Source organism: Acidovorax sp. NB1, from assembly GCF_005405905.1.
GTDB lineage: Bacteria > Pseudomonadota > Gammaproteobacteria > Burkholderiales > Burkholderiaceae_C > Acidovorax.
In genome coordinates, this window is the sequence record NZ_BJHU01000007.1 from 1 (window position 1) to 23,162 (window position 23,162).

Genomic DNA, 23,162 nt, shown 5'->3' on the forward strand with positions numbered 1-23,162 from the left:
CGATCTCGCTGAGAGAGAGTTGGTCGCGCAGCCTCATGCGCCTGACCTTGCCAATCATGTCCATGGTGATCACCTTGAATCCCTGCTGAAATTCTCAGCAGGTCAGTGGAACACCCTGGTCAATATTGGATTGGCACTTTGCGGTTTAGCTGGTCAAGATTGCATCGGCACTAACACGGGGATTTTTTATTTCTGCGGCACACGCCAGACCGCAGTCCAACACCACACCGCACAGCCCAGAAGTACATCCGCCCACACGTGCGGATGCCTGGATGAATGGCACATCCTCGGGCAGCCTTCCGGCAACCCCAGGAGCACCCTCTTTTACTTGCGCAGCAGCGTTTTCAGCACATTCTGCAGACGCCGCGCGCTGGCCGCGTCGCTGGCGCTTGCCAGCACCCGCGCGGCATCCTGACCCCAAGTCTGGGCAGGGGCCGGATCGTTGCGGCGCGTCAGCAGTTGCAGTTGCAGCATGCGACGTGCGGCAATGTGTTCTGCAGGCGTGGGGGCTTCTGCCGCCATTTCCAGGCGCAGCAGGGCTTCGGCGGCATCGCCCTGAGGCGCTGCAGACAGCGCCTGGGTCCACGCGGTGCGCACGGAGGCCGTCACGCGGCCACCGAGGTCCTGGGCACTGGGGACCTGGGCCGGGTCACGCTTGTCCCAGGCGGCAAGCAACTGGGTCAGGGTTTCGCCGTGGGCCTGGGCCGCCAGCTTTTTCAGCGCCAGCTGCGCGTGCTCCATGGCATCGCGCTGCGCGCGGAACGCCACATCACCCAGGCGGGGACCGCGGTCTTCGTAGGCGGGACGCTCTCCCATGCGGCCACCACGGTCGTTGCGGTCACCAAAGCGTCCTTCGGCGCGTGGAGCACGCCCGGCATCACGGTCACCAGGACGGCCATCGCGGCGGTCACCTGGGCGTGCACCACGTCCTGGGGCTGCTGGGGCGTCCTTTTTCATGCCTGGGCGATCGTCGCCACGCACCGCCACCACAGGGCGGGCGGGCTTGGGCGGTGCCACGGGCGCCGCTGCAGGAGCTGCCGCTTCGCCATCGGCAGCAGCAGCACCATCTCCCTCCGTGGCTGCATCGGCCGCAGGGGCATCGCCACCCACAGCCTGCTCTGCCGGTGCTGCTGCGCTCTGCTCCGCCTTCTGCGCAGAGGCGACTGCTTCGGCCGCCTGGGCCTGGCCGCGCAATGCCGCTTCGAGCGCTTGCACGGCAGCACGGATCTGCTGCGCGTCGCCCGTGGCATTGGCCGCCTCCAGGGCCTTGGAGGCATCCAGCACCACGCGGTCGCGTGCGCTCAGCTCGGTGGCGGCCTTTTCGCGGTCAGCCGACTTGCGGTTGAAGGCTTCGTCAATAGGCTTGCGGAAGGCATCCCACAGCTTTTGTTCGTGCTTGCGATCGAGCGGTACGGACTGTGCCTCGCCCTGCCAGCGCTGCTGCAGGGCCTTGACGGCGTCAATGCGCAGCATGGGTGCTGCACCCAGCGCCGTCGCTTCTTCGATCATGGCGTGGCGGCGGGCAAGGCTGTCTTTTTGCGCAGCCTCCAAGGGAGCGGCAGCCAGGGCAATGGCCTGTTTCCACAACGGCTGCAGTTCGGCGAACAGCTTTTCGCCCACATGGCCACCTTCGCGCCAGCGGTCGCCAAACTGGTACAGCGCACGGTTGATGCCCTTCCAGTCGGTGGACGTGGCATGGGCCTGCGCCCAGGCCTTGACCTCCTCGATCAGCGCCAGGCGCTGTGCCTTGTGCTCAGCTGCCTCGGTACGGATCTTGTCCAGCCATGCCTCGACGACCTTGTGCGCAGCGTTGCAGGCCTCGTCGAACTTCTTCCACAACGCATGGTTGGGCGCGCCGCCTTGGTCTGCCTGCTTCCATTGGTCGCGCAGATTGCGCAGGGTTTCCTGCATCTTGCGGCCACCGAGGGCCTGGCCTTCAGGGCGGTTGAGCAAGGCTTCTGCCTTGGCAACCAGGTCTTCACGCACCTGGTCGGCACTCCAGCGCTGCCAGCCTTCCAGCTCGCCAGCGGCGACCAGTGCCGTGTGCACCTGCTGCTCCAGGGCATTGTCGATGTGCTTGCCATGCACCTTGAGCACGGCACGCAGGGCGGCTGCAGCACCAGCGCTGGCCTTGCCATGGCCTTCGGCCGTTTCTTTTTCAAGCGTGGTCAGGGCCTCGCGCACCACCTGAGCAGCTTTTTCCACCACTTCAGGGGCTACCTTGGGCTTTACAGCACGCGCGGGCTTGGCCGCAGCTGCAGCGGCGGCCGACGCTTCGGTCGGCAGGCCACGGGCAGCGCGCAGCTCATCGGCCCACACGGGCACGGGTGGCAGAGGCGCTGCGGCGTCTTCAGCAGCGGCGGCGGCCTGGGCCACGGCGGGCTGGAAGGCTTCCCACACCACCAGCAACTGGGTGCGGGAGGCATCCAGCAGCGGAGGGAAGCGCGCTTCCACGCTCACCCAGCTGGCGTCGCCCGTCAGTTCCTGGGCCTGCTCCTGCCAGCGAGCCACATCGGCGCGCAGCAACTCCAGCGCAGCATGGGCGTCGCGCCAAGGCTTGGTTGAGAGCACTTCGATGCGCTGGGCCAGCAACACGGCCGCCTCGCGTTGCACCTGCACGCGGTGCTGCAGATCTTCAATGACCTTGACGCGGTCAGCCATCTGCACCTTGAGCAGCGACAGCGGTTCGCGCGACAAAGGGGCTCCCGCCTTGGCGGCATCGCGCTGCCAGGCCAGGGCATCGGCAATATTGAGCTTGGGGGCTGCCAGCAGCGCCTGGGCCTTCTCGGCCCACTCTGCAGCGATGGCTTCCTGCCCCTTGGCGCGGCGGATTTCGTCGAGGCGCTCGCGCACGGCACGGGCAGCGCCCTTGTCGCGGCCGCTCAGCTCCTTGAAGACTTCCTGCAGCTGTTCGGGCGCAGGCTGGGTGGCCAGCCAGTCACGGATGCGGGAGGCGCGCTCGCCAGAGGTGGCGGCAGAAAAGGCGCCGCCGGTCAGCGCATCGAGCGGATGCAGCTCTTGGGTTTTGGCCGGGGCCGGATTCACTTCAGGTGCGTCGGACATTTTGCTGCGGGAAAAAAATGGAAACATGGATCCAATGGATAACAAAGCGCCTTCGAAGGCAAAGGCCTGAAGGCTGGCCAGGGCCACGTGCCAGACGCGCGCCAAGGCCACAAAAGAGCTATTTTCACCGGGTTCGGCCCACGGGCCTCTGGGTAGCGCGGGGTCACACCGCCGGACTGATCTGGCACAAGGCATGGCCAGGCAAGGCGGCAGGCTGAGCACCCCTCTCGGCGGCGGACTCCACCACTGCGAGCGCGCCACCACGGCTCAAGGGAACAACCCCCATTATCTATATATAAGAGCCCACCCCAGGACTTTCCAGGAATCGTGCGGCCGCACAGCCTCCAACGGGTGCCTTGAAAGAGCGCCGTCCACGAGCATCCAGTGCCCGCAACAACCCCTTGACCACGCATGCCCCCGCCGCATCGCAGCCGCGCGCATGGCGAAGCTTCCCACCCACAGAGCACAAAAACACGGCAGCAAATAAGAAAGCCCGACGGACAGGGCCTCGTGGCCTGCCCGCCGGGCTTGACGGCTGACACAACGGTCTTTGCCATCGGTCGCGATGTGGAGATGAAGGTCCACATGGCGAGGAGGCAAGGGATTGCCTCCAGGGGGTGCCTTAGAAGCGGCATCTGCTGCACCTTGGCACTGAATGCCCTCAGAGGGAGACTTCGCTTCGTCTGGCGATGCCTGAAATCTACAGGCGCCTCTACCTTACCAAAGTCGCTCGCCGGGCTCAAATCGGATTCTCAATGGCAGCTAAACGGCCGATTGAATTTGACATGAAGGCGTCACAACGGCCACCCGCGCCAGGCGACTCCACACCCCCAAAAGACTGCCGAGACTGTGATTTTTTACATACTTTTCATAACTGAAGTGTCTAAAAAAATTAAACGTTAGTATTGACTATGTATTTAGTGACCTCCTAGAATCCGCCAGCCCCGAAAACGGGCTAGTAAAAACCCCAACCCGCTGCCGACCCCGGCTAAGTCAAACCAGGCAACAAGCACTCCACAGACGTGCAGCCCGGACTTGATGGCGTACCAATCCAGGCGAATTGCCGGGAAGGTGCAGTCCTCGCGACTGCCCCCTCTTCCCGCTGCGCCTCAGAAAGGAAGAGCTATGACAGCGTCAGGAAAAATAGTCTCCGGCGTGCGAACCTTCGCGGCCGATGTGACCGAAGGTTTTCTTGAAATCACCCACAACAGCTTTGCCCTCATCGGCCTTGCCGTTGCTTTCATCATCATTGCCCTCACAGCTAGGCCCGATCTGCGCCAGGCAGGCGAAGAGCGTCTCATGGGCTGGTTGCAAGCCCGCCAGGTGGAAATGCTGGGCATGCCCATCGAGCCCGAAGCCAGCGAACGCGCCACGGCCGCCAACCCCAAGGACCTGCCCAAAGAGCAGGCGGCGGTGGCCTTCTGGCTCAGCAAGAAGTACCGCGTGGCCCCCGAGCCGCTCAGCGTGCTGGTGGCCGAGGCCTACGACATTGGCACGCGTGCCAAGATCGACCCCACGCTGATCCTGGCCATCATGGCCATCGAGTCGAGCTTCAATCCGTTCGCCGAGAGCTCCGTGGGTGCCCAGGGCCTCATGCAGGTCATGACCCGCGTGCACACCGACAAGTACCAGAGCTTTGGCGGCCACTTTGCCGCCTTTGACCCGGTGAGCAACCTGCGCGTGGGCGTCAAGGTGCTGCAGGAATGTATTGCGCGCGCTGGCTCTGTCGAGGGCGGCCTGCGCTACTACGTGGGCGCAGCCAACATGGCCGACGATGGTGGCTACGCGGCCAAGGTGATGGCGGAGCATTTCCGCCTGCGCCAGGTAGCCAACGGCCGGGCCATGCCTTTCAATCCCCCTCCATCGCTGTCCACCCAGGCGCCCGCGCAGAGCATCCCGGCTGCAGCCCCTGCAGTGGTGGTGCCCTCGGCGGCTACGGACAAAGTGGCCCTGCTGTCGGGCCTTTGAAGAATGCGCCACCGCGTCGGCTACACTAGCAAGGTACGCGACTGGCGATAGGCGCTGCATCCCACACCAGGGTGCTGCCGCTGACGTGGAAACCGGCAAGGGCCCGCCCCTTGTGAACCACTGGGAAGCGTGCCGCACGGGGCCACCCGCTGCGTTCAGCCGTTCGCCTGGGCAGCCCTTGTTTCAAGGGACACAAGTTCTTAGGACTGCCAAACCATGTACGACCGCAACATTCTTGTCGAACAAACCGATCCCGAACTCTTTGCCGCCATCCAGGCTGAAAACGCCCGGCAAGAGCACCACATCGAGCTGATCGCCAGCGAAAACTACGCCTCCCCCGCCGTGATGTGGGCGCAAGGCACCCAGCTCACCAACAAATACGCCGAAGGCTACCCCGGCAAGCGCTACTACGGTGGCTGTGAGCATGTGGACGTGGCCGAGCAGCTGGCCATCGACCGCGTGAAGAAGATTTTCGGCGCCGACGCGGCCAACGTGCAGCCGCACTGCGGCGCATCTGCCAACGAAGCCGTGTTCCTGGCCTTCCTCAAGCCCGGCGACACCATCATGGGCATGAGCCTGGCCGAAGGTGGCCACCTGACCCACGGCATGCCCCTGAACATGTCCGGCAAGTGGTTCAACGTGGTCAGCTACGGTCTGGACAAGAACGAAGCCATCGACTACGACGCGATGGAAGCCAAGGCCCGCGAACACAAGCCCAAGCTGATCGTGGCCGGTGCATCCGCCTACAGCCTGCACATCGATTTCGAGCGCTTCGCCAAGATCGCCAAGGAAATCGGCGCGATCTTCATGGTGGACATGGCCCACTACGCCGGCCTGATCGCTGCGGGCGTGTACCCCAACCCCGTGCCCCACGCCGACGTGGTGACATCGACCACGCACAAGAGCCTGCGCGGCCCCCGTGGCGGCATCATCCTGATGAAGGCTGAGCACGAAAAGGCCATCAACAGCGCCATCTTCCCCGGCCTGCAAGGCGGCCCGCTGATGCACGTGATCGCAGCCAAGGCCGTGGCCTTCAAGGAAGCGATGCAGCCCGAGTTCAAGGCTTATCAAGAGCAAGTGGCCAAGAACGCCAAGGTCGTGGCCGAAACGCTGACCGCACGCGGCCTGCGCATCGTGTCGGGCGGCACGCAAAGCCACGTGATGCTGGTGGACCTGCGTGCCAAGGGCATCACCGGCAAGGAAGCCGAGGCCGTGCTGGGCGCCGCCCACATGACCATCAACAAGAACGCGATCCCCAACGACCCTGAAAAGCCGATGGTGACCAGCGGCGTGCGCATTGGCACCCCCGCCATGACCACGCGCGGCTTCAAGGAAGAAGAAGCCCGCATCACGGCCAACCTGATTGCCGACGTGCTGGACAACCCCCGCGACGAAGCCAACATCGCCGCCGTGCGCGCCAAGGTCAACGCCCTGACCGCACGTTTCCCGGTCTACCGTTAAGCAAGCCGGTTCTCAGCGTCCATGAAGTGCCCCTTCTGCAGCCACCTCGAAACGCAAGTCGTTGAAACGCGGGTGTCTGAGGATGGGGTCTTCATCCGCCGCCGCCGCCAGTGCGGCGCGTGCGACAAGCGCTTCACCACCTACGAGCGGCCGGAAGTGAACTTCCCGGCCATCGTCAAGAAAGACGGTCGGCGCATTGAATACGACCGCAGCAAGCTGCTCGGCTCGTTCAACCTGGCTCTGCGCAAGCGTCCCGTGAGCACCGACCAGATCGACACGGCCATTGAGCGCATTGAAGAAAAGCTGCTCAACCTGGGCCAGCGCGAGGTGATCTCCAGCCGCATTGGCGAGCTGGTGATGCGCGAACTCAAGAAGCTCGACAAAGTGGCCTACATCCGCTTTGCCAGCGTATACCGCAGCTTTGAAGACATCGACGACTTCCGCGCCATGGTCGATGAAGTGCGCAAGTAGCCGCGCCCCGTGCTGCGCGCCCCAGTTGCCCAGCAGGCATGAGTTCAAGCTTTTTTGGCCACCACCGCGCGCCCATCAAGCACTGATAGCTATCAATAGCATAGCAAACACAAGCCACCCACCTGCCCTGCCTGGACAACACGCAGCGCTGCCCCCCGAGGCTACAAGGCCATTCACTCCTGAAAATATAGCTACCAAGGCTTACTGGGCGAGCGCAGAAGGCCATTTTGGCTCGATATTTTTCGTTCGAGCCAGCAGCACGCCCTGCGCCCGTGCCCGACAATCCCTGCGGTGAAAACCCGCCACTTCCTGCAGCTGGTGCTGCTGTCTGCCCTGTGGGGCGCCTCATTCCTCTTCATCCGCATCGCCAGCCCCGTGCTGGGCCCCAATGTGATGGCCGCGCTGCGCATTGGCCTGGCTACGCTCACGCTGATCGGCATCATGCGCATCGCCAACGAGTCCTGGCCCTGGCGCCACTGGCGCGAACTGTTCGGGCTGGGCACGCTCACCGTCGCCCTGCCCTTTTCGATGTACGCCTGGGCGGCCCTGCACTTGCCTGCGGGCTACAGCTCGCTGCTCAACACCATGGCCGTACCGTTTGGCGTGATCGCCGCCGCCTGGATGAAGGAAGACACGCTGAGTGCACGCAAATGGCTGGGCTGCATCAGCGGTTTCGCCGGGGTGGCACTCATCGTGCAGCTGGGGCCGGTGGAGCCGACCCCAGCCCTGCTGCTGGCGGCGACAGCCTGTGTGACGGCATCGGCCTGCTACGGCATCTCGACCACATGGATGAAACGTGCCACCCAGCGCATGTCGCCGCTGTCGATTGCGGCGGGCATCCATGCCGCCGCCCTGGTGCTGCTGTTGCCGGGCGCGGCCTGGAGCCTGCCTGAAGCGCGCTTCACACCCGGTGCACTGGCCGCCGTGGCGGTGATGGGCATCGTGACCTCGGGCCTGGCGTACTGGCTGAACCTGCGGGTGCTCAAACATGTCTCGCCGGTGGCCGCCATGAGTTCGGCCTTCATGATCCCGCTGTTTGGCGTGGCCTGGGGCCATATTTTTCTGGGCGAGGCCCTGGGGCCAGGCATGCTCTGGGGCGGCGCGCTGGTGCTGGTGGCGACCGGGCTGGTCACCGGCTTCAACCCGCTGCAATGGCTGGGTGCGCTGCGCAGCCGCAGCTGACCCATGCCTCAGCGAATGACCCAAGCCACGGCCGCAGTGCGGCCCTGCCTCAGCGGCCCGCGCGCGTGACGCGGTTCGTGGCCGGGGGGGCCACCGGGCTCTGCTGGCGGAAGTACGCCTCCAGCGCGTCCAGGTCCAGCTCGCCCACACGCCGGTCCTGGCCTTGCGTCAGCACCGTGAAGTTGTCACCGCCGCTGTCCAGAAAGCTGCTCATCACCACACGCACCAACTGCGCATCGGTCAACGGCGCACCGTTCAGCACCATGTGGCTGATGCGCGCCCCGGCGGGCTGGGCAAGGTCATAGCGGTAGCTGAAGCCGCTGGACACCGACAGCACCCGGGGCCGCTGCACCGTGTTGCCGCCGCTGGCGAACTGCTGCTCCAGCACAGCGCGGATCTGCGCTCCCGTGAAGGTCTTGATCACCAGTTGGTTGCCGAAGGGCTGCACTGCATACAGCTGGCCGTAACGCACCAGCCCTTGTTCATCCGGCACCAGGTCCGCACGCAGGCCGCCCGGGTTCATGAACGACAACTGCGCGCCACCGTCTTCGGGCGCCCGCGTGGCCAGCAGTTGGGCGTCTGCCACCAGATTGCCCAACACGCTCTCCAGCGCCGCGTTGGGCTGGCGGCGCATGGCCCCCCGGGCCTGGCCCACCGGGCGCTGGGCCAGCGGAATGGCGGCGGCGCGGTAGGTGTCGATGATCTTCTGCACGCCAGGGTCCGCAGGGAACGTCGGCACGGCAGTGGTCAGCGGCACAGGCCCCTGGGCGCCCGTGAATGCCTCGCCCTGCACCACCACATTGCGCGCCGTTTTACGGACCACGCGGCGGGTCTGCGTGTCCACGCGCAGCTGGATGTCGGTGAGCAGCGTGCCGTACTGGCCTGCGCTCGTCAGCAAGAAGGGCTTGGCCGGGTTCACGCGGCTGTAGTCGCACACATAGGCCTGGTGCGTGTGGCCCGAGACCACCACATCCACGGCCGGGTCCAGCCGCTCCAGGATGGGAACGATGTCGCCTGAGAGGCCTGCGCAGCTGGTCTCCTGCACGCCCGCCGTGGTGCCACCACCTTCATGGATGGCCACCACGATCACATCGGCGCCCTGGGCCTTGAGCTGCGGAATCAGCGCGTTGGCGGTGGCTGCTTCGTCCTCAAACCGCAGCCCGGCCACGCCCGACGGGCTGACCATGGTGGGTGTGGCCTGCAGCGTGAGACCGATGAACCCCATGGTGACGGTGACACCGCCTTCGGTGAACCGCTTGAGTCCCGTGGCGGGCAACAGAGTACGGCCGTCTTCGCGCACCGTGTTGGCCGCCAGCAGGCCAAATTGGGCGCCCTCGAACGGCTTGCTGATGCGGCAGGGCTCGCGCGAGGTGAACTTCTCGCAGCCGCCGTTCTGCAGGCGCAGCAGCTCGCGCCAGCCCCGGTCAAATTCGTGGTTGCCGACCGCATTGAAGTCGATCTTCATGCGGTTGACCGCTTCAATGGTGGGTTCGTCCAGGAACAGCGACGACACCAGCGGCGAGGCGCCCACCATGTCACCCGCCGACACCACCGCATGGTGCGGCGACTGGGCCTTGAGGGCGGCCATGGCGCTGGCGAAGTAGGCCATGCCCCCGGCAGGCGCCAGCACGGGGCCTGTGGGCCCTTGCACCCGGTGCGCCATGTGGGGCGGCTCCAGGTTGCCGTGCAGGTCGTTGAAGCCGATGAGGGTGATGTCGATGTGGGCCGACGCGCTGTCCGCTGCAGGGGCGGTGGGCGAGATGGGCGCCATGCTGCTGCAGCCAGCCAGCCACAGCGGCACCGCCAATGCGGCCAGCGCCCGGCGGCGGAAGGCCCGGAACAAGCGGTTGCTCATACAGAGGGACCGCCCCTGGGACGGTGGGAGTTGGTGTTACAGAAACGAGGCCTGGATGGGCGGCACGGGCGGCACCACGTCGCCACACTGGGCCCGGTGGCGCAGGGCATGCTCCATCACCACCAGCGCCAGCAGCGCTTCGGCGATCGGCGCGGCCCGGATGCCCACACAGGGGTCGTGGCGGCCCTTGGTGATCACTTCGGTGCTCTTGCCATGGATGTCGATGGACTCGCGCGGGCTGATGATGGAGCTGGTGGGCTTGATGGCGATGCTCACCTCCAGGTCCTGGCCCGTGCTGATACCGCCCAGCACGCCACCGGCGTTGTTGGTGCGGAAGCCCTGGGGCGTCATCGAGTCGCCATGCATGGTGCCCCGGTGGGCCACGCTGGCAAAGCCTGCGCCAATTTCCACACCCTTCACGGCATTCAAACCCATCATGGCGTGGGCGATGTCGGCGTCGAGCTTGTCGTACAGCGGCTCGCCCAGGCCCACCGGCACGCCGGTGGCCTGCACCCGGATGCGGGCGCCGCACGAGTCACCGGCCTTGCGCAGGGCGTCCATGTAATCCTCGTACTGCTGCACGTCGGCCACGGGGGCGAAGAAGGGGTTGGCGCGTACGTGGTCCCAGCTCTCGAACGGAATCGGCAGCTCGCCCAGCTGCGTCATGCAGGCGCGGAACTGCGCGCCGTACTGCTGGGCCAGCCACTTCTTGGCCACAGCGCCTGCGGCCACGGTGGGCGCCGTGAGGCGGGCCGAAGAGCGGCCGCCGCCGCGCGGGTCGCGGATGCCGTACTTGTGCCAGTAGGTGTAGTCGGCATGGCCGGGGCGGAAGCTTTCGGCGATGTTGCTGTAGTCCTTGCTGCGCTGGTCGGTGTTGCGGATCAGCAGGGCAATGGGAGTGCCGGTGGTCTTGCCCTCGTACACGCCCGACAGGATCTCCACCGCATCGGGCTCGTTGCGTTGCGTGACGTGGCGGCTGGTGCCAGGGCGGCGCCGGTCCAGGTCTGCCTGGATGTCGGCTTCAGAAAGGGGCATGCCGGGCGGGCAGCCGTCGATCACGCAGCCAATGGCCGGGCCGTGGGATTCACCAAAGTTGGTGACTGCGAATAGGGTACCGATGGTGTTGCCGCTCATGGGAAGGGATTATTCCAGACGCGCGGATTCCAGAGGCGCTGGCCACGCCCTTTTCTCATTGGCGGGCGACACCGATGCCGATATAGTGGGCCCGCAAAACAAGTTTGAAGGGGCGGCCAGTGATCCAGGTCTTTGCAGTATCGCGGCATGCACAACGGTTTTTTGCGCGTGGGCTGGTGGCCCTGGGCGCGCTGGCGGCCTCTGCGCAGGCCAATGCCCCCGTGGACATACGGATCGCACTGGTCATCGGCAACTCCGCTTACCCAGGCACCGCCGCGCTGTCCAACCCTGCCAATGATGCAAAGGCGATGTCCGAGCAGCTGCGCAAGCTGGGCTTCCAGGTCCTGGAGTTGCGCGACGGATCGCGGGGCCAGATGACCGAAGCCATTGACGACGCCCGCAAGCGGCTGCAGGGCAAGAACGGGGTCGGCATGTTGTACTACGCAGGCCACGGGCTGCAGATCAACTGGCGCAACTACATGGTGCCTGTGGATGCACAGCCCAAGACCCAGAACGATGTGGTCGCACAGGCCGTGGATGTGGATGCGGTGATCAGCGCCTTCAAGCAGGCGGGCAACCGGGTCAACATCCTGGTGCTTGATGCCTGCCGGAACAACCCCTACGACGGCACCGCGTCAGCCAAGGGGTTGGCGCAAATCGACGCCGTGCCCGGGACTTTTCTCGCCTACGCGACGGCACCAGGCAACACCGCAGACGATGGCGAAGGCAGCAACGGCCTGTACACCGGCTACCTGCTGCAGGAACTGGCCAAGCCGGTTTCCCGCATCGAGGATGTCTTCAAGCGCGTGCGCCTGCAGGTGCGGCAAAAGAGCCGGGGGCAGCAGATTCCGTGGGAGAGCACCAGCCTGGAAGAAGATTTTGTCTTCAACGATGGCCGTGGCCCGGGTGCTACCACGCCGATTGCACCGCTCCCTAAACCCAAGCCTGAAGAACTGGACCAAAAATTTCTGCGGGAGAAGGCGGAGTGGGACCGCATCAAAGCCTCACGCAACCCTGACGACTTTTATGCTTTCTTGCAGGCCTATCCCAGCAGTGCCATCAGCGAAGCGGTGCAAAGCCGTCTGGACCAACTCTCAAAACCCTTGGTCACGGCAGCTCCGGTGCAAGGGCGCCACTCCGTGCAGCGGGATGTACAGGTCGGCGACGAGATCGAGCAGGTCTACCGCGACCACCTCACCAAACTAGAGACGCGCCGGGAAACCCTCCGCGTGACATCGATCAAGGACGGTGTCGTCGAAATTAACAACGGTCAGCAGATCGTGACGCTGGCGGGTGGCACCATTCGCAATGACCTGGGCATCGAATTCGACCCTCCCATCCAGTCGCTGCCCGCTGACGAGTTTCAGATCGGTAAACGCTGGGTCAGCCGATCGCAAGAAACCATGCCCAAGAACATTCCAACGCCGATCGGTGATGTGGGCTGGGTGGAACAGGACATGCGGGTGGTTGCCTACGAACAAATTACTGTGCCCGCAGGCACGATGTATGCCTATCGCATCGAAGCCAGCTTGCGGTCATACCGTGGTCTGTCCGGCAAGCTGACTTATTGGGTAGACAGCCGGGGAACCATCGCGAAGTATGTACGCCAGGCCAAAGTCAGCTTGGCCAACGGAATGACCCGGGACAACAGCTGGACACGCGAGGTAGTGCGCATCCACAAGCCACGGTGATCAGACGCTGCCCATTCTTGTCGCTCCACAAAGGGTCACAAGTGGGCGGCCGGGGGGGGCGAAAGGCACTTCAGGGCGTGTTCGCATCCCCCTTGAAGGTTTCCTCTTCTGCAGGCCAGTCGCGGATATACGCCTTGAGCATCTTGTTCTCGAAGTTCTGGCTGTCCACCACGGCTTTGGCCACGTCGTAGAAGCTGATCACGCCCATGAGCATGCGCTTGTCCATCACGGGCATGTAGCGGGCGTGGCGGTCCAGCATCATGCGGCGCACTTCGTCCATGTCGGTTTCGAGCGTGCAGGTCAGGGGGGCATCGTCCATGGCCGTGCGCACCAGCATCGTGCCCACGTTGCCACCGTTCTTGACCAGCGCCTGGATCACTTCACGGAAGGTGAGCATGCCCACCAGGTCGCCATGCTCCATCACCACCAGCGAGCCGATGTCGCGCTCGGCCATCAGGCCCACGGCACCCGCCAGCGGCTCGTCGGGCGAGGCGGTGTAGAGGGTGTTGCCTTTGACGCGAAGGATGTCGCTGACTTTCATGGTGCTGGGTCTCCGAGAGGGCGAGAGAAGCGCGGCAGGCGCTATAGACAATTTGCTACCAAATATAGCCCACAATGCCCGGCTGCATTGACAACATGGGAGACACCCGATGCCCGGTTATTCAGACCCCGGCTTTGACACGCTGGCCCTGCACGCAGGCGCGAGCCCCGACCCCGCCACTGGCGCACGCGCCACCCCCATCCACCTGACCACCTCGTTCGTCTTCGAGTCGAGCGACCACGCAGCCTCCCTCTTCAACCTGGAGCGCGGTGGCCATGTCTACAGCCGCATCAGCAACCCCACCAACGCGGTGCTGGAACAGCGGGTGGCCGCCCTGGAAGGCGGCGTGGGCGCCATCGCCACCGCCAGCGGCCAGGCCGCGCTGCACCTGGCCGTGGCCACGCTGATGGGAGCGGGCAGCCACATCGTGGCGAGCACTGCGCTGTACGGCGGATCACAGAACCTGCTGCACTACACACTCTCGCGCTTCGGCATCGAGACCACGTTCGTCAAGCCCGGCGACATCGACGGCTGGCGCGCTGCGGTGCGCCCCCACACCAAGCTGTTCTTTGGCGAAACCGTGGGCAACCCCGGCCTGGATGTGTTGGACATTCCCACCGTCTCCTCCATCGCGCACGAAGCGGGTGTGCCGCTGCTGGTGGACTCCACCCTCACCTCGCCCTGGCTCATCAAGCCTTTTGAACACGGTGCAGATCTGGTCTACCACTCGGCCACCAAGTTTCTCTCGGGCCACGGCACCGTCGTAGGCGGCATCGTGGTGGATGGCGGCAGCTTTGACTGGGACGGTCCGAAGTCGGCCGGCAAGTTTGCCGAGCTGACGCAGCCCTACGATGGCTTTCACAACATGGTGTTCACTGAAGAAAGCACTGTGGGCGCCTTTCTGCTGCGCGCGCGGCGCGAGGGCCTGCGCGACTTTGGCGCCTGCATGAGCCCACACACGGCCTGGCTCATCCTGCAAGGCATCGAGACCCTGCCGCTGCGCATGGCGCAGCACATGCGCAACACCGAGAAGGTGGTCGAATTTCTGGCCGCGCAGCCGTTCGTGTCTCGCGTAGGCCACCCCATGCTGGAGTCTCACCCCAGCCACGCCTTGGCGCAAAAGCTGCTGCCGCGTGGCGCGGGCTCGGTGTTCAGTTTTGACCTCAAAGGCAACCGCGAGCAGGGCAAGAAGTTCATCGAAACCCTCAAGGTCTTCAGCCATCTGGCCAATGTGGGCGACTGCCGCAGCCTGGTGATCCACCCGGCCAGCACCACGCACTTCCGCATGAGCGACGAGGCGCTGGCGGGCGCGGGCATCAGCCAGGGCACGATCCGCCTGTCCATCGGCCTCGAAGACGCCGACGACCTGATCGACGACCTCAAGCGCGCGCTCAAGGCGGCCGAGAAAGCGGGGGCCTGACCATGCACATCCAAGTCAATGGCGCCGCCATCTACTGCTACACCGGCGGCAAGGCATTCGATGCCGCCAAGCCCACGGTGGTGTTCATCCACGGTGTCCTCAACGACCACAGCGTGTGGGCCCTGCAAAGCCGCTACATGGCCAACCACGGCTGGAACGTGCTGGCCATCGACCTGCCGGGCCACTGCCGCAGTGGCGGCGATGCGCCCGCCACGGTGGAGCAAGGCGCGGACTTCATCGGCGCGCTGCTGGATGCTGCGGGCGCGCAGCGCGCAGCGCTGGTGGGCCACAGCTGGGGTTCGCTGATTGCGATGGAAGCTGCCGCGCGGCTCAAGGACCGCATCAGCCATCTGGTGTTGGTGGGCACGGCGTTTCCGATGAAGGTGTCGCCCGCACTCATCGAGGCCTCGCAGACCGACCCGGAGAAGGCGATGCGCATGGTCAACGTGTTCTCGCGCAGCACCTTGTCAGCGCCCCCGTCGGCCCTGGGCCCTGGCACCTGGGTGTTTGGCGCAGGCATGGCGCTGGGCCGCAAGGTGCTGCGCAGCAATACGGCGGTCAACGTGTTCCACCGGGGTTTCGTGGCCTGTGACAGCTATGCGGGTGGCGAGGCGGCCATGGCGCAACTGACCTGCCCGGTGCTGTTTGCGCTGGGCAGCCAGGACCAGATGACCGCCCCCAAGGCCGCCCAGGGCCTCGTAAAGGCCGCCCAGGCAGCGGGCAAGCAGGTGCAAATCGCCCATCTGCCCGTGGGCCACAACCAGATGACCGAGGCGCCGGAAGAAACGCTGTTCGCGCTGCGCGACTTTCTGGCCCGCTGACTCTCGCCAGGCCCACCCTGTCGCTGGCCTGCCGCACCGCAGGTCAGCGCGCAGCCCGCCGCCAAGCGGGCCATTGCCAGAGCGTGAAGGCCCGCAGCAACCATTCCACCGGGCCGTAGGCGTGTGTGGCCATCCAGCGGCGGCTCCACACCAGTTGGGCCGCGTACAGCATGAACACACCCAGCACCACCAGCCAGGGCGCCACCCGGCCCACCAGCGCCAACCCATAGGCCGTGAAAACCAGCGCCCCCACCAGCGACTGCAGCAGGTAGTTGGACAGCGCCATGCGCCCGGCAGGCTCCAGCGCACCGCCCAGGCGCTGGCCCAAGGGGTTGCGCTGCAGCAACCACAGCAGCAGCGCCACGTAGCCAAAGGCCATCAGCGGCGCCGTGGCCAGGTCCACCGCCAGCGCTGCCAGCCCCACATATTCAGGTTGCCGCACGCTGCTGGCGCCGACCTGCGCAGTGGCATAGAACAAGGCCCCGGCCACGCCCACCGGCAGGCAGCACAGCATCCACCGGCGCAGGTGCGCAGGCTGCTGCGCCACCCGGGCCAGGTAGCCCGAGCGGTGCGCTGCGAGCCCCAGCAGGAACATGGCCAGCGCACAGGGCCCTTGCACAAACACCAGCACAAACCAGACGCCTTCGGCCATGTCGCGCCCGCGCTGGGCGATCGTGTCCAGGGCGCTGGCACGGTAAGCCTCTGCGGCCTGCTGCGCCTTGGCATGCAGCTCGGCCAACGGCACCTCCATGGGCGGCACATGCGCCACCAGCCAGGCCAGCAGGCCCCAGCCCCCGGCCACCATGCCCAGCAGCGCCAGGGCCAGCGCCATGGCAGCCACGGGCCTCAGCCCGCGCCAGGCCAGCAGCAACACGCCCAGCAGTGCGTAGGTGACCAGGATGTCGCCCGCAAACAGCAGCCAGGCATGCGCAAGCCCCAGCAGCAAGAGCCCCAGCAGCCGGCGCAGGAAACGCGGCACGAAGGCACTGCCGGAGCGCTCCGCCGAATCCATCTGCAGCGCAAAGCTGTAGCCAAACAGCAGCGAGAACAGCAGGTAGAACTTGGTTTCAAACACCAGGCTCACCAGCCAGCGCACGGCGTGGTCCACAGGCCGGGAGAAGGCCGGGTCTGCCACGCCCACACCAAAGTAGGTGGATGCAAAACTGCCCGCGTTGACCATGAGGATGCCCAGCAGCGCAAAGCCGCGCAGCGCGTCGATGGCGTGCTCGCGGTCCACAGCGGGGGAGGATGTGTGGGTGGTGGATTCAGCAGAAGTCATCATGGCCATGGTGGCAGAACTTGTTCATGCACAAGCCGCAGTAACCCCTGTCCATCACGGCACAGCATTGTCCCGAGCTTGAGCGTATAAATCGTTTGACAGCGGCGCAGCCCTCCGGGGAGTCTGCGCGCAAGCAAAGCCACGCACAGATGGCTCAAGGATCACCCATACCCATAGATCACAAGCAGACCGCCCACCAGGAGACAACGATGGACATCAGCGCCCCCCACACGCCCACCGACCCGCGCAGCTTCAAGCGCTTTGCGGAGTTCTATCCCTTCTACCTGACGGAGCACAGCAACCGCATCTGCCGGCGCCTGCACTTTGTAGGCTCGACGCTTACCCTGGTCTGCCTGGCCATGCTGGTGGCCACGGGCAAGCCGCAGTACCTGCTGTACGGCCTGCTCTGCGGCTATGGCTTTGCCTGGGTGGGGCACTTCGGCTTCGAGAAGAACAAGCCCGCCAGCTTCAAGCGCCCGCTCTACAGCTTCATGGGCGACTGGGTGATGTACAAGGACATCTGGACGGGCAAGGTGCCGTTCTGACGGAAAAATCCAAGCAAAAATGGGCGCTGCCGCGCGTCCATCATGCGATTTAAGCTATACACTAAATAGCAAACATAGCGCAACAGCAGGTCATCTGGCCTGCGCAGTGCCCTCAAGCACATCAGCCATGTGCAGGGTCTCCAGGCCCGTGCGCTGCCACAGCGGGCCCAGGCTCGGTACACGCTCCAGCAGCAGCTTTTGCACCAGGGGCGCCAACGGGGTGTGAGCCGGGTCGGCCAGCAGCACATAGCGCGGCTCGGGCACGTCGGAAGCACTCACCGCCGCATCGGCCACCTCGCCCGCCCAGTCGAGTGCGGTCAGCGCTTCCAACACGGGTTCGAGCTGCAGCACGTCCACGCGCAGCAGTTGCGCCAGCTGGCTGGGGCGCAGGCCCTTCATGGGCTGGCTGCGCGCGCGGTGCAGCTCCTGCAACACCTCCACCGCCAGCTGAAACGTCCAGCCCGCCACGGTGCCACGCCGCGCCACGCCCGCCAGCAGGCTGGGCAAGTAAGCCGTGACTACCGCCCCCAGCAGCACGATGACCCAGGCCACATAGATCCACACCAGCAGGATGGGCAGCGTGGCAAACGCGCCGTACACCACCGAATAGGTGGGCACCTTGCCCAGGTACAGCGCCAGCACCTTCTTGGCCAGCTCGATGCACACGGCCACAAACAGCCCGCCCGTCCAGGCATGCCGCCACTTGACCGGCGTGTTGGGCACATAGTGGTACAGCGAGGCCATGCCGCCCGCCAGCACAACAAACTGGATCGAATCGAACAGCAGCTGCACCCCATCGGGCAGGCGCTTGACCAGCCCGCCCGAGGCCGACATCACATACGAGGTGAGCGCCAGGCTCGCCCCCATCAGCAACGGGCCCAGCGTGATGGCCGCCCAGTAGATCAGCACCCGCTGTCCCAGCGGGCGCAGGCGCTGCACGCGCCAGATGTCATTAAGCGTGCGGTCGATGGTCAGGATCAGCGCCAGCGCCGTGGCCAGCAGGATGCTGAAGCCCGCCACGCCCAGGCCGCTGGCCTTGGAGGCAAACTGGTTCAGGTAGCCAATCACCTGGCGCGAGATGCTGTCGGGCACCAGGCTGCTCACCAGCCAGCCCTGCAGCGCATCCTGCAGCTTGCCGAAGATGGGGAACGCGGTGAACACAGCCAGCGCCACGGTAAAAAAGGGCACCAGCGCCAGGATGGTGGTGAAGGTCAGGCTGCTGGCCGTGAGCCCCAGGTGGTCCTCACGAAAGCGTTCACGCAGCGTCTGGGCCGTGGTCTTCCACGGGAAGTGCGACAGTTCATTGATCAACGCTTCGGTGCGTGATGCGACTGTCTGGAGCGTGCTATGCACTTTTACGTGCCCACGAAAGCCGGGGAAAGGCCCGGCAACTAGGCGCAGGACGCGCCGCGGTATGGATACCGCAAGCGTTCTGCAACAACGTGGCCGGTCCTTTCCCCGGCTTTCCCGAAGGGTTGGGCCACAAGGCCAGCGCTCGCTGCGTTGCAACCCTTGCCAAGGCCCCAGCCTTGGCGGCGGCTTGCGCCTTGCGATCACGGGCCTTGTGGCCCAACGTGGGTACGTAAAAGTGCATAGCACGCTCTAGAAAGGACATGGCCGATATGATGCCACCCCAATGACTGCATCCCCCGCCATCCCCCTCGCGCCGCCTGACAGCGGCGTCGCCGCCACCCGCTGGCTGGCCACCGGCAGCCTGCTGGCCCTGATTGTTCTTTGCCTGGCCTGGGAGCTGGTGCTGGCCCCGTTGCGCCCCGGCGGCACCTGGCTGGCCATCAAGGCCCTGCCACTGTGCATCCCGCTGGCGGGCATCCTCAAGAACCGCATGTACACCTACCGCTGGGTCAGCCTGGTGATCTGGCTGTATTTCACCGAAGGCGTGGTGCGCGGCTGGAGCGACAAGCCTCCGTCACAGTGGCTGGCCTGGGCCGAAGTGGCCCTGTGCCTGGTGCTGTTCACCGCCTGCACGCTGCATGTGCGGCTGCGCCAGCGCAATGCCAAGGCGGCAGCATCCGCTGCCGAGGCCAGCGTGGCAGCCCCCGCTCCCTGACAAGCCCCGCACATCCATCGCCCTGCACTTTTCAACGCACTGCACACCCGTTTGCCCATGACCACTTTGCTTGACACCCTGCGCGCCATCGTTGGCCCCACCCATGTGCTCGCTGATGGCGACCTGACCGCCTGGGAACAGGACTGGCGCCGCCGCGTGCGCGGCAAGGCCCTGGCCGTGGTACGCCCTGCCAATACGCAAGAGGTGGCCGCTGTGGTCAAAGCCTGCGCGGCAGCGGGCACCGCCATCGTTCCGCAGGGCGGCAACACCGGCCTGGCTGTGGGCTCGACGCCCGACGACAGCGGCACGCAGATCGTGCTGAGCCTCACGCGCATGAACACGGTGCGCAGCGTGGACACCGACAACCTGACCATGACCGTGGAAGCGGGCTGCATCCTGCAAAACCTGCAGGACGTGGCGCAGAACGCGGGCGTGCTCTTCCCCCTGAGCCTCGCGGCCGAAGGCAGTTGCACCATCGGCGGCAACCTGGGCACCAACGCGGGCGGCACGCAGGTGGTGCGCTACGGCAACGCACGCGACCTGTGCCTGGGCCTGGAAGTCGTCACGCCCCAGGGCGAGGTGTGGGACGGCCTCAAAGGCCTGCGCAAGGACAACACCGGCTACGACCTGCGCGACCTGTTCATCGGCAGCGAAGGCACGCTGGGCATCATCACCGCTGCGACGATGAAGCTCTACCCCGAGCCCGCCGCACGCCTCACCGCCTGGGCGGCCGTGCCATCAATGGAACACGCCGTGGCCTTGTTGGGCCTGGCGCACAAGCAGCTGGGCGCGGGCCTCACGGGCTTCGAAGTGATGGGCCAGTTTGCGCTGAGCCTGGTGGGCAAACACATGCCGCAGCTGCGCGTGCCGTTTTTGGGCGATGACAACGCGCCCTGGTGCGTGCTGCTCGAAAACTCCGACAGCGAATCCGAAGAGCACGCGCGCGCACGGTTTGAATCGCTGCTGGAAACCGCGTTTGAAATGGGCTGCGTGACCGACGCCGTGGTGGCTGAGAACCTCACCCAGGCCCACCAGCTGTGGCACATCCGCGAGAGCATTCCCCTCGCCCAGGCCGAAGAGGGTCTGAACATCAAGCACGACATCTCGGTGCAGATCTCGCGCATCCCCGCCTTCGTGGCGCACACCGATGCGGTGCTGCAGCGCGAGATCCCGGGCGTGCGCCTGGTTAACTTCGGCCACCTGGGCGACGGCAACCTGCACTACAACGTACAGGCCCCGGCAGAGGGCGACCCCAAGGCCTTTCTGCGCGAGCATGAGGAGCATGTGAACCACCTCGTGTACGAGGCCGTGGCCGAGTTTGGCGGCTCGTTCTCGGCCGAGCACGGCATCGGCGAGCTCAAGGCCGACAAGCTCGCCAAGTACCAGTCGCCCGTGGCGCTGGGCATGATGCGCGCCATCAAGCAGGCGCTGGACCCGCAGGGCATCATGAACCCGAAGCGCGTACTGCAATAAGAGCGGCTAAAAACACTCAGCGAAGCGGTTCTGGCTAGGCGCTGTGTCGCAGGCAGTACGAGCAGTACGACAAGACACAGCAACGACGCCAGAAGAGTTTTGTTAGCCGCTCTAAACCCACAGAAAGCTGACCCATGACCGCTGCCGTTACCGTGCGCCCGGTTCAACCCGAAGACTACGCCGCCTGGCGCCCGCTCTGGGACGGCTACAACGCGTTCTACGGCCGCTTTGGTGCCACCGCGCTGCCCGAGCACATCACCCAAACCACCTGGCAGCGCTTTCATGACGCGGCAGAGCCCATGTTCTGCCTGGTGGCACAGGACGATGCCAGCGGCGAGCTTCTGGGCCTCACGCACTACCTGTTTCACCGCAGCATGACGCGCATCCAGCCCGTGTGCTACCTGAGCGACCTGTTCACCCGCGAGGCCGCGCGCGGCCGGGGCGTGGGCCGGGCGCTCATCGATGCGGTGTATGGCGCAGCGCGCGCCGCCCAATCTTCGCGCGTGTACTGGCAAACCCACGAGACCAATGCCGCCGGGCGCCAGCTGTATGACAAGCTGGCCAAGCACCACGGCTTCATCGTTTACGCACAAGAACTCTGAGCGCTGCGCACAAGCCGCAGTCCACAACAGGACCACCCATGACACTGCCCGACCTGCACCGCGCCATCGCCGAACACACCGGCACGTTCTCCTGCGAGCGCATCAACAAGCCGCAGGAAACCAAAACGGTGAACTTCCAGCACCACATCCAGCCGCCCGCAGTGCTGGATGCGCCGCTGCCCGATGTAGGCAGCCTGCCCGCGTTCTACGCCACGTTGGGCGGCGTCTTGCTGTACCACGACGCACTCAGCGGCGATGCGGCCCGCTACATCGCCCCGCCCGCCGAATGGGCCGAGCTGCACGAGGCCTTCAGCGGCTGGATCGAACACCTGGGCGACGAAGAACGCGAAGACATCCTGCCCGACTGGATCGAGCACTGCCTGGTGATCGGCGAGACACCGCGCTCGGGCAACTACATCCTGATGGCCACCGAGGGCGAATGTGCAGGGCAGGTGTTCGAGTTCGACCACGATGGCTACGAGTTCACCCACGGTGCCAACGACCTGGTGGCGTATGTGGAGGGCATGCTCCACCTCAGCAGCGAAACGCTGGCCAACTTCGCCTCCCACATGCGCTTCATCGACAAGAACAACGGAGCCCAGTGGTGGATTCTGGAAATGAACGACAACCGGGGACAGCGGGTGCGTACCGATGTGTGAGGTACGGCGGGGGTGAAAGCACCTATCGCTATAAAAGTGAGAGCTGCAAGCGCATACAGATCAGGCGCCAGAAGCCATTTCAACTAAAAATCTCACGCGCTCGCCTACGGCTCGATAGGCAACGCAGCAGCAGAGGTGACGTCACAACACCTTGCGCATCGGCTGTGCCTGCAACCCTGCCCACGTTTGCGCCGCTCCATGCGGCGCATAACCATTGCGACGGTAAAAGGCCTCGGCAGTACGCGTGCTCTCCAACCCCACAGCTGCGAGCCCCACCTCGCGGGCATGGGCCTCGACGTGCTGCAGCAGGGCCCGCCCCACCCCCTGGTGCAAGGCATCCGGCACCACGTAGCACAGCGCCAGCACGGCCTGCGCCCGCAGCGCAAAGCCCACCATCGTTTCGCCCCGGTATGCGCCCCACGCCACTGCACCCGGCGCGGCGATCCACGCGGCCAGGTTCTCGGGTGTCTTGTTGGCCAGCCAAGCTGTCAGGATGGTGGCATCATTGGCATGGTCGAGCACGCAGCAGTGGGTGATGGACTGGCGGACGACGGCACAGGCGGTTTCTGCGGTACCAGGGCCGACGGGAACGATCTCTGTGCCCTGAGGCACTGCGCTATCCGCAATCACACCGAAACCAGCCTGGAAAGCGCGACCGCCAACACAGCAAGAAGCGCATAGAACAACAGTCCCACAAATATCAGGCCGTTGGTCGTCACCACACGTTGCCCCTCATGCCGGAACGACAGTGCACCAGCGGCACTCAAGGTGCGCGCTTCGTTGCTGCCCCTGCGCTCAGAGCGCCAGCGGCCCAGGCTGACCACCCGGACCACCTGCGCACCGGTGAAGACGATCAGCACTTCGACGACTGACCACAGCATCGCAACCAGAAACTCCGTCATCGGCATCCTCCGCGAATCTGCGACGGG

At 65.3% G+C, this 23,162-nt stretch carries 20 protein-coding genes and 1 riboswitch; of the genes, 12 read left to right on the forward strand and 8 right to left on the reverse strand.

The window, feature by feature from the left end:
• Positions 1-324: 324 nt before the first annotated feature.
• Positions 325-3,090: a DUF349 domain-containing protein gene (locus AvAM_RS03285; protein WP_137745744.1), complete on the reverse strand. Its 2,766-nt coding sequence runs from the start codon at positions 3,088-3,090 to the stop codon at positions 325-327.
• Between the two features lie 1,098 nt (positions 3,091-4,188).
• Between AvAM_RS03285 and AvAM_RS03290 the strand changes: the two genes are divergently transcribed.
• The 4 genes from AvAM_RS03290 to AvAM_RS03305 all read left to right on the forward strand — a co-directional run bounded on the left by AvAM_RS03290 (position 4,189) and on the right by AvAM_RS03305 (position 8,145).
• On the forward strand, positions 4,189-5,031 hold the full coding sequence (locus tag AvAM_RS03290; RefSeq protein WP_137745745.1) for a lytic transglycosylase domain-containing protein: 843 nt from the start codon (positions 4,189-4,191) through the stop codon (positions 5,029-5,031).
• 27 nt (positions 5,032-5,058) lie between these two features.
• A riboswitch (ZMP/ZTP riboswitch) is annotated at positions 5,059-5,211 on the forward strand.
• Between the two features lie 36 nt (positions 5,212-5,247).
• Entirely contained in the window at positions 5,248-6,492 is a 1,245-nt protein-coding gene (gene glyA, locus AvAM_RS03295) for a serine hydroxymethyltransferase (RefSeq protein WP_137745746.1), read from the forward strand.
• A gap of 21 nt (positions 6,493-6,513) precedes the next feature.
• On the forward strand, positions 6,514-6,963 hold the full coding sequence (nrdR, locus tag AvAM_RS03300; RefSeq protein WP_137745747.1) for a transcriptional regulator NrdR: 450 nt from the start codon (positions 6,514-6,516) through the stop codon (positions 6,961-6,963).
• 282 nt (positions 6,964-7,245) lie between these two features.
• Positions 7,246-8,145 (forward strand): DMT family transporter, encoded by a 900-nt coding sequence (locus AvAM_RS03305; protein WP_137745748.1) that lies wholly within the window; start codon positions 7,246-7,248, stop codon positions 8,143-8,145.
• A gap of 49 nt (positions 8,146-8,194) precedes the next feature.
• Here the strand turns inward: AvAM_RS03305 and AvAM_RS03310 are convergent, their stop codons facing one another.
• Positions 8,195-10,000: a bifunctional UDP-sugar hydrolase/5'-nucleotidase gene (locus tag AvAM_RS03310; protein ID WP_137745749.1), complete on the reverse strand. Its 1,806-nt coding sequence runs from the start codon at positions 9,998-10,000 to the stop codon at positions 8,195-8,197.
• Between the two features lie 36 nt (positions 10,001-10,036).
• A complete protein-coding gene (aroC, locus tag AvAM_RS03315) occupies positions 10,037-11,134 on the reverse strand; it encodes a chorismate synthase (protein ID WP_137745750.1) in 1,098 nt (365 codons plus the stop codon).
• A 119-nt stretch (positions 11,135-11,253) separates the two neighbouring features.
• Between aroC and AvAM_RS03320 the strand changes: the two genes are divergently transcribed.
• On the forward strand, positions 11,254-12,825 hold the full coding sequence (locus tag AvAM_RS03320) for a caspase family protein (protein WP_171012127.1): 1,572 nt from the start codon (positions 11,254-11,256) through the stop codon (positions 12,823-12,825).
• 70 nt (positions 12,826-12,895) lie between these two features.
• Here the strand turns inward: AvAM_RS03320 and AvAM_RS03325 are convergent, their stop codons facing one another.
• Positions 12,896-13,366 (reverse strand): CBS domain-containing protein, encoded by a 471-nt coding sequence (locus AvAM_RS03325; RefSeq protein WP_137745752.1) that lies wholly within the window; start codon positions 13,364-13,366, stop codon positions 12,896-12,898.
• Between the two features lie 109 nt (positions 13,367-13,475).
• Between AvAM_RS03325 and AvAM_RS03330 the strand changes: the two genes are divergently transcribed.
• Positions 13,476-14,786 carry an O-acetylhomoserine aminocarboxypropyltransferase gene (locus AvAM_RS03330; RefSeq protein ID WP_137745753.1) on the forward strand — a complete coding sequence of 437 codons (1,311 nt, stop codon included), beginning with the start codon at positions 13,476-13,478 and terminating at the stop codon, positions 14,784-14,786.
• A 2-nt stretch (positions 14,787-14,788) separates the two neighbouring features.
• Entirely contained in the window at positions 14,789-15,607 is an 819-nt protein-coding gene (locus AvAM_RS03335; RefSeq protein ID WP_137745754.1) for an alpha/beta fold hydrolase, read from the forward strand.
• Positions 15,608-15,650: 43 nt separating this feature from the next.
• On the opposite strand, the gene AvAM_RS03340 is transcribed toward AvAM_RS03335, so the two are convergent.
• Complete coding sequence (locus AvAM_RS03340; RefSeq protein ID WP_137745755.1) at positions 15,651-16,895, reverse strand: DUF418 domain-containing protein; 1,245 nt, start codon at positions 16,893-16,895, stop codon at positions 15,651-15,653.
• A gap of 200 nt (positions 16,896-17,095) precedes the next feature.
• On the opposite strand from AvAM_RS03340, the gene AvAM_RS03345 reads away from it, so the two are divergent.
• Positions 17,096-17,431, forward strand: coding sequence for an Mpo1-like protein (locus AvAM_RS03345; protein ID WP_137745756.1), 336 nt, complete (start codon positions 17,096-17,098; stop codon positions 17,429-17,431).
• Between the two features lie 90 nt (positions 17,432-17,521).
• On the opposite strand, the gene AvAM_RS03350 is transcribed toward AvAM_RS03345, so the two are convergent.
• Positions 17,522-18,784, reverse strand: coding sequence for a YihY family inner membrane protein (locus tag AvAM_RS03350; protein ID WP_137745757.1), 1,263 nt, complete (start codon positions 18,782-18,784; stop codon positions 17,522-17,524).
• A gap of 283 nt (positions 18,785-19,067) precedes the next feature.
• Here AvAM_RS03350 and AvAM_RS03355 point away from each other — a divergent pair, with 283 nt between their 5' ends.
• The 4 genes from AvAM_RS03355 to AvAM_RS03370 all read left to right on the forward strand — a co-directional run bounded on the left by AvAM_RS03355 (position 19,068) and on the right by AvAM_RS03370 (position 22,233).
• Positions 19,068-19,499 carry a DUF2069 domain-containing protein gene (locus AvAM_RS03355; protein WP_137745758.1) on the forward strand — a complete coding sequence of 144 codons (432 nt, stop codon included), beginning with the start codon at positions 19,068-19,070 and terminating at the stop codon, positions 19,497-19,499.
• Between the two features lie 57 nt (positions 19,500-19,556).
• Positions 19,557-20,972 carry an FAD-binding oxidoreductase gene (locus tag AvAM_RS03360; protein WP_137745759.1) on the forward strand — a complete coding sequence of 472 codons (1,416 nt, stop codon included), beginning with the start codon at positions 19,557-19,559 and terminating at the stop codon, positions 20,970-20,972.
• A 134-nt stretch (positions 20,973-21,106) separates the two neighbouring features.
• Complete coding sequence (locus AvAM_RS03365; protein ID WP_137745760.1) at positions 21,107-21,574, forward strand: GNAT family N-acetyltransferase; 468 nt, start codon at positions 21,107-21,109, stop codon at positions 21,572-21,574.
• Positions 21,575-21,612: 38 nt separating this feature from the next.
• Positions 21,613-22,233, forward strand: a complete 621-nt coding sequence (locus tag AvAM_RS03370) for an SMI1/KNR4 family protein (RefSeq protein ID WP_137745761.1) — start codon at positions 21,613-21,615, stop codon at positions 22,231-22,233.
• 141 nt (positions 22,234-22,374) lie between these two features.
• On the opposite strand, the gene AvAM_RS03375 is transcribed toward AvAM_RS03370, so the two are convergent.
• Entirely contained in the window at positions 22,375-22,845 is a 471-nt protein-coding gene (locus AvAM_RS03375) for a GNAT family N-acetyltransferase (protein WP_249367912.1), read from the reverse strand.
• 14 nt (positions 22,846-22,859) lie between these two features.
• Positions 22,860-23,135: a hypothetical protein gene (locus AvAM_RS03380; protein WP_137745763.1), complete on the reverse strand. Its 276-nt coding sequence runs from the start codon at positions 23,133-23,135 to the stop codon at positions 22,860-22,862.
• Positions 23,136-23,162 lie beyond the last annotated feature (27 nt).

Excerpts from the sequence above, each read along its gene's own strand:
- AvAM_RS03285 (WP_137745744.1), bottom strand. The coding sequence starts at position 3,090 with ATGTTTCCATTTTTTTCCCGCAGCAAAATGTCCGACGCACCTGAAGTG.
- AvAM_RS03290 (WP_137745745.1), top strand. The coding sequence starts at position 4,189 with ATGACAGCGTCAGGAAAAATAGTCTCCGGCGTGCGAACCTTCGCGGCC.
- glyA (WP_137745746.1), top strand. The coding sequence starts at position 5,248 with ATGTACGACCGCAACATTCTTGTCGAACAAACCGATCCCGAACTCTTT.
- nrdR (WP_137745747.1), top strand. The coding sequence starts at position 6,514 with ATGAAGTGCCCCTTCTGCAGCCACCTCGAAACGCAAGTCGTTGAAACG.
- AvAM_RS03310 (WP_137745749.1), bottom strand. The coding sequence starts at position 10,000 with ATGAGCAACCGCTTGTTCCGGGCCTTCCGCCGCCGGGCGCTGGCCGCA.
- aroC (WP_137745750.1), bottom strand. The coding sequence starts at position 11,134 with ATGAGCGGCAACACCATCGGTACCCTATTCGCAGTCACCAACTTTGGT.
- AvAM_RS03325 (WP_137745752.1), bottom strand. The coding sequence starts at position 13,366 with ATGAAAGTCAGCGACATCCTTCGCGTCAAAGGCAACACCCTCTACACC.
- AvAM_RS03330 (WP_137745753.1), top strand. The coding sequence starts at position 13,476 with ATGCCCGGTTATTCAGACCCCGGCTTTGACACGCTGGCCCTGCACGCA.
- AvAM_RS03335 (WP_137745754.1), top strand. The coding sequence starts at position 14,789 with ATGCACATCCAAGTCAATGGCGCCGCCATCTACTGCTACACCGGCGGC.
- AvAM_RS03340 (WP_137745755.1), bottom strand. The coding sequence starts at position 16,895 with ATGGCCATGATGACTTCTGCTGAATCCACCACCCACACATCCTCCCCC.
- AvAM_RS03345 (WP_137745756.1), top strand. The coding sequence starts at position 17,096 with ATGGACATCAGCGCCCCCCACACGCCCACCGACCCGCGCAGCTTCAAG.
- AvAM_RS03355 (WP_137745758.1), top strand. The coding sequence starts at position 19,068 with ATGACTGCATCCCCCGCCATCCCCCTCGCGCCGCCTGACAGCGGCGTC.
- AvAM_RS03360 (WP_137745759.1), top strand. The coding sequence starts at position 19,557 with ATGACCACTTTGCTTGACACCCTGCGCGCCATCGTTGGCCCCACCCAT.
- AvAM_RS03365 (WP_137745760.1), top strand. The coding sequence starts at position 21,107 with ATGACCGCTGCCGTTACCGTGCGCCCGGTTCAACCCGAAGACTACGCC.
- AvAM_RS03370 (WP_137745761.1), top strand. The coding sequence starts at position 21,613 with ATGACACTGCCCGACCTGCACCGCGCCATCGCCGAACACACCGGCACG.
- AvAM_RS03380 (WP_137745763.1), bottom strand. The coding sequence starts at position 23,135 with ATGACGGAGTTTCTGGTTGCGATGCTGTGGTCAGTCGTCGAAGTGCTG.